Below are 11,260 nucleotides of genomic sequence, written 5' to 3' on the forward strand. Positions count from 1 at the left end.
TAACCATGCGTCAATGTTTGTTGTCGAACTTAGCGAACACGTTATGCAACATGGGAAGCATCTGCATATTCATCCTACTAACGGGGTGTGATCACCATCCCGAAGAACAGGCTGTCATGCAGACCTATCAAGAACGTGTGGCAAACGTTCTAGATCAACCAATAGCTAGTCCAACCCCTCAGACTAACTTCCCTGCCCTTCCTGCTTTGCGTGAGCGATTACAACCAACCACTGACCTGCGCGAGGGGCTACTTGATATTTTAGAGCTAAGCGAATGCAACTTAATCCCCTTAATTGCTAAACGAAACAGCTCCTTAGGTAAAGTTTCCTCTCCCAGCCAAATACTGATTTATGAAATAACTTTTTATCAGCGCCTTATCGAGTGCGTCTCTATATTGGAAAAAAATCCAGATACCAAACCTGAGACCATCGCTCGTTTGCACCACATTGCGCACGTTAAACTGCAAGAACAGCCTAAGTATCTCTGGAACGCTCTCTACACAGGGCAGGAGATCGACGAGTCATTAGCTCTCAACCAAGCCACGCTGCCTTTGGGAGTGAATAATGAACACCCCATCCAAAATGCACTAACTAGCTGGGAATATTTTGCACAATTATCCCAAATGTTGAAGCAACAGGATTACTCTCGTGCGAATCAGATGCTCACTGATATCGAAAAGCACATGGAAGATTTGTATAAAAACCCGGCCGGCACACCACTACTACGCTCTTTAATGCTACTAACGCACTATCTCAATACGACAGCTGATGTTATCGAAGCGCGGCTACAACGCCGGCCTTTGTGCTTTAATGAAATGAGCAATCCAAAAGCAGACATACTTAAAACTGTATTTACACGCTTTTATGCGACAACTATTCAACCCTACATGGCCACGGTTCATCGATTGTCAGAGCAATGGTTTTCCGCTCATACAAAGATTCGTGAATTTGTTTCGCCACCGGCAAGCACACGCCTCTACGACGCTAAAGTTTTTACTCGCGCAACCGACATAAGTCTATGGAATCAATACATAAATGCTCGAAATAGGCATACGCAGGCATGGCAACATATTCTTAGCCAATGCAACCTCATGCCCAACGCAAATAATCGCTAACAGAGTTTGCTGTATCGCGTTTTGTGAACCATGCTTATTGATAACCACGAAACATCAGTCAGCTAATGGATACGCAGTCAACCGTGACAGAGCTTATCAACATACCCAAGCACCGCTCCTCTCGCACATTACAGAGCTATTTTATGTGCTTAGTAGTACTGGCTGGTCTCTCTTTCTTTTCACTGATAGCGGTAAGCGATATCAGTGTAAAGCTAACCACAGCCTACATAAATCAGCTAGGCAACGAATACGGTGAGGAAGCGAAAAGGCGTTTAATCGCTTGGCAAAACCTGATCAAAGAAAGCGCAGACCTACCCGAAAAAGAGAAACTCACACGAGTAAACAACTTCTTTAATCAGGTACGCTTTTTAGACGACATCGACCATTGGAAACAGAAAGATTACTGGGCCACACCACTGGAGTTCCTCATCAGTAATGGTGGTGATTGTGAAGACTTTTCCATTGCTAAATACTACACGTTGCGTGAATTAGGCGTCGACATCGACAAAATGAGTATCGCCTATGTTAAAGCGCTAGAACTCAATCAAGCCCACATGGTTTTAACCTACTATGACACCCCCAGCTCGGTACCATTGGTGTTAGATAATTTGATAGCCGATATTAAACCAGCCTCGCAACGCCCTGATTTACTTCACGTTTATAGTTTCAATGGTGATAATCTATGGCTATCAAAAAAAGGACGCCGCGCACAGTTAGTAGGTACATCAGAACGACTAGGCCCTTGGGTTAAACTGCAGTCACGATTAGAGAATAAGCATGTTAATGTTAACTAACTACATCACCCTATACACAACAGCATACCTAGGAGATCTTTATGTCACTGGTTAATCAGCTTATTGCTGCCGTATTTGCCGTGCTGATCGGGCTTGTCGCGGGTACGTTATTTATTATGTCAGACAGCTCCAAAAATATGCTTCTTACTCAATTAGAATCGCATGGTCAGGATACGGCAACTCACCTAGGACTTTATCTAGCCCCCTATGTGGCTGACAAAGACACAGCGACCATCGAAGCAACCGTTAACGCTATCTTTGATAGTGGATTCTATCAAAAAATAGTGATTCGCTCTGCCGACAATGAAACGCTGTTTGAAACCAGCACCCTCCCCCAATCAGGGAAAAGCGTGCCAAACTGGTTCGTCAGCTTAGTCCAGTTAACGCCACCCTCAATGAGTCGCGAAATCAGCTTTCAATGGCGTAAAGTTGGCTCTGTACTCGTTCAAAGCAGAGCCGATTACGCCTATTCTCAGTTATGGCAAGGGGCACAGAATACATTAATACTTTTCGTCTCTTTATCTTTATTAAGTGTCCTGCTGTTAAGTACGCTCATCCGTTATATTTTAAGCCCTCTACGTGGCGTAGAAGAGCAGGCACAAGCCTTGGCAGAAAGGCAGTACATAGAACAAGAAAACATCCCCAAAACCCGAGAACTTAAGCGGGTTGTCCTAGCCATGAACAGCATGGTTAAGCGCGTACAAAAAATGTTTGCCGAACAATCGCTGCATATTGAAGAATTGCGCAAAACGGCCTACCAAGACAACCTTACGGGCTTAGCTAATCAACGATCTACAATGGCGTTGCTGAGTGACTGGTTAGACAACCGCCAAGAGTTTGGGCCTGGATGTTGTATTTACCTGCATGTTAACGATTTACAGGCTCTGAACTCGGCCTTAGGCGAAGAAGAAGCCAATAATTATTTGAAGCATATTGGCGGTACACTGTCTAAACTTGCTATGCGTTTTGACCCCAATATTGTAGGCCGATTAACAGGGTCAGACTTTGCCGCAATTCTTCCGACCGTTGATGAAGAACTCATAAAAAGAGAACTTAATGCGCTAGCTGCACAACTCACCACACAGAGTAATTTTATTTCACCGCAAGATGACGGTATGCCATTCCACATCGCAGTCACCACTTTCGATACACTAGCAAGTGCTAATCTCGTGATGTCAGACGCCAAACTGGCTATACAAGTAGCCAAAAAACAAAGCACGGCTCTCTTGTTACCCGACACGTTTACCGGTTCTACAGTCGCTTCTGAATCATGGCAACAGCATGTCGCCAAAGCCATTCAGAACAAGAATATTTTCATACAATTCCAACCAGTATTCTCATCGCATTCCACCCAAGACAACCCGACTATTTTGCAACGCGAACTACTTGCTCGCATCCTGAATAAGGCAGGAGAGCCTTGCTCTGCTGGCGAGTTTATCCATGTAGTAAAATCCTTAAATCTAATTTCAGCTTTGGACCGCGCTATTTTAGAAAAAGCAGTTATTCATTTAGCTGAATACCCAGAAGGCGGCCCTCTGACGGTCAACTTGAGCCAGCAAACCATCCACGAGGATGGCTTTAGCACATGGATAACTCAACTTCTCAAACAATACGCGCCAGGTAACCGACTAAATATTGAGATTAATGAAACCGCTGCGCTGAATGATATTGAGCACATTGTCTGGTTTCGAAACCTACTAAGACCAACAGGCGTTCAATTTGGTGTCGATAATTTTGGTGTGCATCCGAGTGGTTTCAGCTATCTATACTCGGTTCAGCCTAACTACATCAAAATAGATGGATCATTAAGCCGTGAGGTGGATACCAGCGCAGAAGACCGCTTCCTGATCAGCAGCCTGATTACAGCGGCACATAGCTTGGACATTCAAGTTTACGCCGAGCGTGTAGAACGCAATGAACAGGTTCAGCAATTAAACCTACTTAAAATTGATGGCACACAAGGCTTCCTTTATGGGCAACCCGAAGCACTCAATTAGCAATCAATTTTTATTTAGAGCCACGCAAAAAGCCCGATTACTTTTACTGTAATCGGGCTTTTTAGAATACGCTCACCTTTTGGGTTACTAGACTAAGCAGAGCTTACCTATAAATACACCCATTGGTTGAGCTATACATGTCCTAATTAGCGCTTGTTCAAAGCCACTAATTGATCTAGCTTGCTGCTAATACGCTCTTCACGCTCTTGAGCACGCTTTTGCTTTTCTTGTTCGCGAGCCGCTTCACGGCGACGCTGATGAAACTCTTTTAACTGACTTCTGGCATGCTCAGCTTCTTCAGCCGTGACTTTACCTGCAGCTTCACCTTGCAAATCAACGCGGTCAGCGCCTTCAACCATTGAACGGAAGTATTGAGGCGAACGAACATAAGATGCCAGTGCTCGTTTGATTTTGTTCTTTGCTACTTTTTCTTCCGCTAACAAATCATCTTGGATACCAATTTTAAGCGGTTTAACATCTTCACGGTTAAACGTTTTAGGGTAGGTTTCCATCAACAATTTAAGTGCTGCTTGGTTTGCCGCGCGGTTTTTAGTTTTAGTTTTGTTCTTTGGGGTAACTTCGTCGTTCACAACTTTTCTCTCAATAACTCGCTCAATAACACGTGTATTCGTACTTTCGGCCTGCTGTTCTAGCCGATCTAATCTTGACTCACACTCATCAATTAAAGACAGAGTAGAGGCAATGACTGATTCTACATTCTGACCCACTCAGTCACCTTAGGATTCGCCAACGCGAATATAATATCTGAATGTTTCGTTTTCATGGATCTGCTCTAACAATTCATGTCCGAGGAATGTACAAAACTTCGGAATGTCACGCTCAGTAGAAGGATCGGTGGCAACAACCATCAATACATTCCCTGATTCCAGCTCTCGCACTTTGTTGTGTAACAACATTACAGGTTCTGGACAGTAGAGCCCTGTCGCATCTAACAGGCTATCTTCTTTTATATCTATCATGTTCAGTTCCATATTCAATGCGCCCCTATTGTCGCAAATAAACGGACCTAGCGGAAGCCGTGTCCTCAATCGGCTAAAAGTTTACGGATCTCTGATCGGATCAACACAGCGGCCTGCTCCAGATGCTGACGCTGAGTACACCCAGAAGCAACACGCGGCTTTAGATCATGATTGCCATCAGCAAACCAGTGAACCGTCACGATTTCAGGCAAACAATAGCCCTCTACCTCTTCTTTATTGCCTAGAGGATCACGCGTGCCCTGCATCACAACCATGGGTTTAGACAGGCTCTCAAAATGTGATATGCGTAATTTGTCTGGCTTGCCAGATGGATGAAAAGGATAACCCAACGCAAACGCCGCTATCGCAGAAGTTTGCTCCAATACCATCGAAGCAATTCTCCCCCCCATGGATTTCCCCATCAAAAAGAGAGGAACATCATCATAACGAGCTATCACCTCTAGGCAATCATCTATCAACTTTTCGGCTTTTGGAGGCGGTGCTTTCCTTCCGGTTACGCGCCTATTGGCCATGTAAGGAAACTCAAAACGTATTATTTGAATATCATCGGATGCCAAAGCCAGTGTCATATCGTTCATAAACTCGCTATCCATTGGCGCACCAGCACCATGCATAAACAGAATACGAGCCTTTTTAGGTGTACCGTGGGTTAGGAATGTCATATTTCTCGTTCATTTTTGAAAGCCACTCGTTCCACCATGTTGATGCAAATCAAGTAAAGCCACAATATTAATAGGGTTCCACGCTACCAAAGCCCCTCGACCAAAGGCCTATTGTACGCAGACATTAGTAGCGCCTCGAATAAAGAATCAAAAATATTATTTGAAAAACCTTAAAAAACAATCACTTAAAAAAACACATTTTATCCATATAGAACTTACAGGGAATATATTTCCCACACTTCATGTGCGACAATACGCCCCATTCAACAATGGAATCACGTTGAAACTGCAGGGCTATTCCAAGATAATTGCCCGTGGAACTCTATTGTAAACTAAGATAGTAAAACTAAGCTTTTGATGAGAGCCTGACATGAGCACTGTAACTGAACACCCAACTTATAATTATAAAGTTGTGCGCCAGTTTGCCATTATGACGGTGGTATGGGGCATAGTCGGTATGTCAGTGGGCGTCTTAATCGCTGCCCAACTGGTATGGCCTGCACTAAACTTCGATACTCCGTGGCTAACCTATGGTCGTATACGCCCACTACACACCAACGCGGTTATTTTCGCCTTTGGTGGTTCCGCGCTGTTTGCAACGTCTTACTACGTTGTTCAGCGTACATGCCAAACCCGTCTGATATCAGATGGCTTGGCTGCATTCACCTTCTGGGGTTGGCAAGCCGTTATTGTGCTGGCAGCAATCACACTGCCGATGGGCCTGACCTCATCAAAAGAGTATGCAGAGCTTGAATGGCCAATCGACATTTTACTTGCAGTGGTATGGGTTTCTTATGCAATTGTGTTCTTGGGCACAGTTAAAATGCGTAAAACATCCCACATCTATGTAGGTAACTGGTTCTACATGGCTTTTATCATTACCGTGGCAGTACTGCACATAGTAAACAGCATGGTAATTCCAGTCAGCATGTGGAAATCATACTCAGTTTACCCGGGTGCCGTTGATGCCATGGTTCAATGGTGGTACGGACACAACGCTGTAGGTTTCTTCCTAACGGCGGGCTTCTTGGGCATGATGTACTACTTTGTACCTAAGCAAGCGGAACGTCCAATTTACTCGTACCGCCTATCCATCGTTCACTTCTGGGCGCTTATCGCGACTTACATGTGGGCTGGTGGTCATCACCTTCATTACTCAGCCCTTCCTGACTGGACCCAGTCTGTTGCTATGGTTATGTCTTTGATTCTTCTCGCTCCTTCATGGGGTGGCATGATCAACGGTATGATGACGCTTTCAGGAGCTTGGCATAAGCTTCGTACCGACCCTGTACTTCGCTTCCTAGTTGTTTCTCTTTCGTTTTACGGCATGTCGACTTTCGAAGGTCCGATGATGTCTATCAAAACGGTTAACGCCCTTTCTCACAACACAGACTGGACCATCGGCCACGTTCACGCGGGCGCTTTAGGCTGGGTTGCGATGATCTCTATTGGTGCGACTTACCACATGCTGCCAAAGATATTTGGTAAAGCTCAAATGTGGAGTGTCGGTTTAATCAATGCTCACTTCTGGTTGGCTACTGTCGGGACTGTACTTTACATCTGTGCGATGTGGGTTAACGGTATTCTGCAAGGTCTAATGTGGCGCGCTGTTAATGAAGACGGAACATTAATGTTCAGCTTCGTTGAAGCACTTGAGGCATCACATTACGGCTATATGGTTCGCTGGATGGGCGGTATGTTCTGGGTAACCGGTATGCTGCTGATGGCCTTCAACACTTGGCAGACTGTTCGCAAGAACAGCAACGCCCCAGTAGCGACTGCTGCTGCGCAGGCAGCCTAAGCGAAGGAGCAGAATAGATGATTAAACACGATACTATTGAAAAGAACATTGGCTTAATGATTTTGCTGATCATCCTCGTTATCAGCGGTGGTGGTCTTGCAGAGATAGTTCCATTGTTCTTCCAAGCACAAACAACAAAGCCTATTGAAGGGTTACGTACTTATAGTGCTGTAGAGCTTGAAGGGCGTGATATTTATATCCGCGAAGGCTGCCATGTATGCCATACGCAGATGATCCGACCTTTCCGTGCCGAGACTGAGCGTTATGGTCACTTCTCTACTGCCAACGAACACGTGTGGGAGCACCCGTTCCTATGGGGTTCGAAGCGTACCGGTCCTGATTTGGCCCGTGTTGGTGGTCGTTACTCTGATGATTGGCACCGTGCTCACTTGTATAACCCACGTGATGTGGTCCCTGAGTCTAAAATGCCATCCTATCCTTGGCTATTCGAGAACAAGCTAACAGGATCAGATACCGCTGCTAAAATGGCTGTTCTGAAAAAGTTAGGTGTTCCTTACACCGAAGAGCAAATGGAAACCGCGCAAGACGACGTGGCTGGCAAGTATGAAATCGACGCATTGGTTTCATATCTGCAAGCGTTGGGTAAAACACATTCTGTTTACAACAATAAGCGGTAATTACAGTGAGTTACGATGTTTACGGTCCATTTATTCCGGTAATTATGCTACTGACTTTCGTTGGCTTGTTTATCTGGGTGCTATTACCTGGTAACAAAAAGCGATTCGATGAAGCATCTCAACTGCCCTTTGCAGACGATAAAGAAGAGGCAGCCACCGAAGAGGCGATGGATCCAAACAGGAGAGTGGAAAAATGAGCTTTTTTTGGAGCGCTTGGGTATCAGTCATTACCTTAGCAGTAATTTTTGGTTGCACTTGGTTACTCCTGCAAACTCGTAAAAGCGAAAGCTTTAAAGAGGAAACAGAAGAAACACTTGGGCATGAGTTTGACGGCATAGCGGAATACGATAACCCCCTACCTCGCTGGTGGTTCATGTTATTCCTTGGCACCGTTATATTTGGTCTTGTTTACCTAGCACTTTACCCTGGTCTAGGAAACTTCAAAGGCTTACTAGGCTGGACTTCTGCCAACCAGTGGGAAGAAGAAATGGCCCACGCTGAAGAGGTTTACAAACCAGTGTTCGCTAAATATGCGGCCATGAGTGTTGAAGACTTACAAAAACCTGAAAACGCAGAAGGTTTGCGTATGGGTCAGCGTATGTTTGCCAACAACTGCTCGGTTTGTCATGGCACAGCGGCGCAAGGTGCACACGGCTTTCCTAACCTAACCGATAACGATTGGCTGTATGGTGGTGAACCAGAAACAATCACTCAAACTATCGTTAACGGCCGCCAAGGAGCCATGCCTGCATGGGGCGCTGTTTTAGGTGAAGACGGTGTTCGTGATGTGGCAAGCTACGTTCTTTCCTTAAGTGGTAAAGAAGTTGATGCCGAAGCGGTGACCAACGGTAAGAAGTCATTTGAATCACTGTGTACCGCTTGCCATGGTGTAGACGGTAAAGGGATGCAAATGCTGGGGGCGCCAAACCTGACCGATGATATCTGGTTATATGGCAATAGCTTTGCTGATGTAGCGCACACTATTCGTGCGGGTCGTGCTGGTGTAATGCCGGCGCACAAAGACCTACTCAGCCAAGATAAAATCCAGCTAATCGTGGCGTATGTATATAGCTTGTCTAAGTAGTTATTGACGGTTATCAATCAAAAGGCGATAGGGTTAATACCGTGTCGCCTTTTTTTGTAGAAACCATGGTAATATTAAGATCTTCTAATAAACATTAGCACATGCTAATTAGCACGACCCCAATTCTCTATTCGGCTTGCGAGCACAGGCATGAACCAGATACCTATAAAAGATGTTACCAACCCCAAAAAACCAGAAACTGAAAGCTATGATTTGTACGCCAAACGCGAACACATCTACGTAAAGTTCTACCGGGGTATTTTTAAAAACCTACGCATTATTAGCGGCGCCATTATGCTAATAATGTTCTATGGCTTTTCTTGGATTCAATGGGATGGCAAGCAAGCCGTTTTGTTTGACCTACCTAATCGTCAGTTCCATGTATTTGGAATGACGTTCTGGCCGCAAGACTTTATGCTTCTCTCTTGGCTACTCATCATATTGGCGTTTACATTATTTTTTGTCACTGTTTTCGCTGGGCGCTTATGGTGCGGTTATGCCTGCCCACAATTTGTATGGACTTGGTTATTTATTTGGGCTGAGCGCTTAGCAGAGGGTGACCGCAACCAACGCATGAAGCTAGACAAAAGCAACATGAATGCCAGCAAATTGCGCAAGAAGACGGTAAAACACTTTCTTTGGCTCATTATTGCCATTACCTCCGCAATCGCCTTTGTGGGTTATTTCTCACCTATTCGACAGCTTGTACAGGATGTTGCTAATTTCTCGCTTGGCCCATGGGAAATGTGGTGGATCGGCTTTATTGCTGTAGCGACTTATGCCAATGCAGGCTGGCTTCGAGAACAAGTCTGTATCTACATGTGCCCATACGCTCGTTTTCAGAGTGTTATGTTTGACCAAGACACCCTCATTATTTCTTACGATGAAGAGCGCGGAGAGAAAAGAGGTAAGCGCAAAAAAAATGCAGATTATAAAGCTGAAGGTCTAGGCGACTGCATTGATTGTGGACATTGTGTCAATGTATGCCCTGTCGGAATCGATATTCGAGATGGGTTACAGTACGAATGTGTTGCTTGTGGTGCATGTATCGATGCATGTGATGAAATCATGGACAAAATGAATTACCCAAGAGGGCTTGTCCGATATACAACTGAGCATCAGCTAACAGGTAAAAAAACACACCTCTTACGCCCTCGCCTAATCGGTTATTTTGCAGTGCTCCTGCTGATGTGTGCAGCTTTCGTTTACGCTATTGGTACACGTGTTCCAATTGAGCTTGAATGTATTCGTGACAGAGGACAGCTGTACCAAGAAACAAACAATGGCATGATTGAGAACATTTACACACTCAAAATTGCCAATAAAGAACAAGTAGCCCATCAGTACCGTATCTCGGTAAGCGGAATTAAAGGTATCGAACTCATAGGTAAAGAGCTCGTTACGGTTGAGGCAGGCCAACTCATCAACCAAACAATTCGCTTGCGCGTTGATCCAGCTAACCTAGAGCACCCGAGTTATGACATTAAGATAACAGCGGAGGCTACCGATGGTAGCGGTATTGAAATAACGAAAGAGAATCGCTTTATCGGCCCTGCCCCACGCAGATAGTCGACCCAAGCGTTAATTCAGGTAAAATGGCTGCCACACTTAATGGCAGCTATTTTTATACAAGCAGTAGAGATATGACTGAAGAAAACGAAGTAATAGCACCGTGGTACAAACAACCTTGGTTATGGTTCATCCTTACCCCTCTTATTGCTGTTTTTATTTACGGCTTTTCTTTTTTATACCTGTCAATCGTAACGATGGACGGCGTAGTCAAAGATGATTATTACCGTATCGCCCGTGGCTACGAAGTAAAATCAGAAAAGAACCAACGAGCGTTGGATCAAAATATCGAAGCGCAAGTCAAACTAGACACTATTACCGGTGATGTTATGGTTTCGCTTTCTGGAAACCTGAACCCTGCTCCTGCATCGCTAACCCTCGATATTGTTCACCCCACGCACCAAAAATATGACCAAGCAATTACGTTAAAAGCCGTTGGCGCTCAAAATTTATACACGGGCTCCCTAACAGGAAAAATCACTGGCAAACGCTTTTTGTTTTTATTCCCTGCAGACGAAAGCTGGCATCTCCATGAAGAAATGCAGCCGCCCTACGATCAAAAAACAGTTGATATGAAACCAGAGCAGTAGAGCCCTTAA

12 protein-coding genes are annotated in these 11,260 nt (G+C 44.9%); 9 read left to right on the forward strand and 3 right to left on the reverse strand.

All coding sequences use genetic code 11. From position 1 onward, the window contains the following. Positions 1-5: 5 nt before the first annotated feature. The 3 genes from BS617_RS08540 (at position 6) to BS617_RS08550 (ending at position 3,906) form a co-directional block, all read left to right on the forward strand. Positions 6-1,115 (forward strand): DUF3080 family protein, encoded by a 1,110-nt coding sequence (locus tag BS617_RS08540; RefSeq protein WP_075172408.1) that lies wholly within the window; start codon positions 6-8, stop codon positions 1,113-1,115. 65 nt (positions 1,116-1,180) lie between these two features. Further along, a complete protein-coding gene (locus BS617_RS08545; protein ID WP_346424304.1) occupies positions 1,181-1,909 on the forward strand; it encodes a transglutaminase-like cysteine peptidase in 729 nt (242 codons plus the stop codon). A gap of 41 nt (positions 1,910-1,950) precedes the next feature. Further along, positions 1,951-3,906 carry a bifunctional diguanylate cyclase/phosphodiesterase gene (locus BS617_RS08550; RefSeq protein WP_075172410.1) on the forward strand — a complete coding sequence of 652 codons (1,956 nt, stop codon included), beginning with the start codon at positions 1,951-1,953 and terminating at the stop codon, positions 3,904-3,906. 146 nt (positions 3,907-4,052) lie between these two features. Here BS617_RS08550 and BS617_RS08555 read toward each other — a convergent pair whose 3' ends face one another. From BS617_RS08555 to BS617_RS08565, 3 genes are read right to left on the reverse strand one after another with little or no spacing between them, the layout of a single operon-like run. After that, positions 4,053-4,634 carry a ProQ/FINO family protein gene (locus BS617_RS08555; protein WP_139303147.1) on the reverse strand — a complete coding sequence of 194 codons (582 nt, stop codon included), beginning with the start codon at positions 4,632-4,634 and terminating at the stop codon, positions 4,053-4,055. A 9-nt stretch (positions 4,635-4,643) separates the two neighbouring features. Further along, positions 4,644-4,898: a sulfurtransferase TusA gene (gene tusA / locus BS617_RS08560; protein WP_246813406.1), complete on the reverse strand. Its 255-nt coding sequence runs from the start codon at positions 4,896-4,898 to the stop codon at positions 4,644-4,646. Between the two features lie 53 nt (positions 4,899-4,951). Continuing rightward, positions 4,952-5,569: an alpha/beta family hydrolase gene (locus tag BS617_RS08565; RefSeq protein WP_075172412.1), complete on the reverse strand. Its 618-nt coding sequence runs from the start codon at positions 5,567-5,569 to the stop codon at positions 4,952-4,954. A 370-nt stretch (positions 5,570-5,939) separates the two neighbouring features. On the opposite strand from BS617_RS08565, the gene ccoN reads away from it, so the two are divergent. The 6 genes from ccoN (at position 5,940) to BS617_RS08595 (ending at position 11,251) form a co-directional block, all read left to right on the forward strand. Further along, positions 5,940-7,370 (forward strand): cytochrome-c oxidase, cbb3-type subunit I, encoded by a 1,431-nt coding sequence (gene ccoN / locus BS617_RS08570; protein ID WP_075172413.1) that lies wholly within the window; start codon positions 5,940-5,942, stop codon positions 7,368-7,370. Positions 7,371-7,387: 17 nt separating this feature from the next. Beyond that, positions 7,388-8,008: a cytochrome-c oxidase, cbb3-type subunit II gene (gene ccoO, locus BS617_RS08575; protein ID WP_075172414.1), complete on the forward strand. Its 621-nt coding sequence runs from the start codon at positions 7,388-7,390 to the stop codon at positions 8,006-8,008. 5 nt (positions 8,009-8,013) lie between these two features. Further along, positions 8,014-8,205: a cbb3-type cytochrome oxidase subunit 3 gene (locus BS617_RS08580; protein ID WP_249263586.1), complete on the forward strand. Its 192-nt coding sequence runs from the start codon at positions 8,014-8,016 to the stop codon at positions 8,203-8,205. Further along, the gene (ccoP, locus tag BS617_RS08585; protein WP_075172415.1) at positions 8,202-9,092 is read left to right on the forward strand and encodes a cytochrome-c oxidase, cbb3-type subunit III; all 891 of its coding nucleotides are present in this window, start codon (positions 8,202-8,204) and stop codon (positions 9,090-9,092) included. Before BS617_RS08580 ends, ccoP begins: the two co-directional genes overlap by 4 nt. A 150-nt stretch (positions 9,093-9,242) precedes the next feature. Further along, positions 9,243-10,661: a cytochrome c oxidase accessory protein CcoG gene (gene ccoG, locus BS617_RS08590; RefSeq protein ID WP_075172416.1), complete on the forward strand. Its 1,419-nt coding sequence runs from the start codon at positions 9,243-9,245 to the stop codon at positions 10,659-10,661. A 74-nt stretch (positions 10,662-10,735) separates the two neighbouring features. Further along, entirely contained in the window at positions 10,736-11,251 is a 516-nt protein-coding gene (locus tag BS617_RS08595; protein WP_075173506.1) for a FixH family protein, read from the forward strand. Positions 11,252-11,260 lie beyond the last annotated feature (9 nt).

This window comes from Neptunomonas phycophila (assembly GCF_001922575.1).
In the GTDB taxonomy this organism is placed as follows: Bacteria; Pseudomonadota; Gammaproteobacteria; order Pseudomonadales; family Balneatricaceae; genus Neptunomonas; species Neptunomonas phycophila.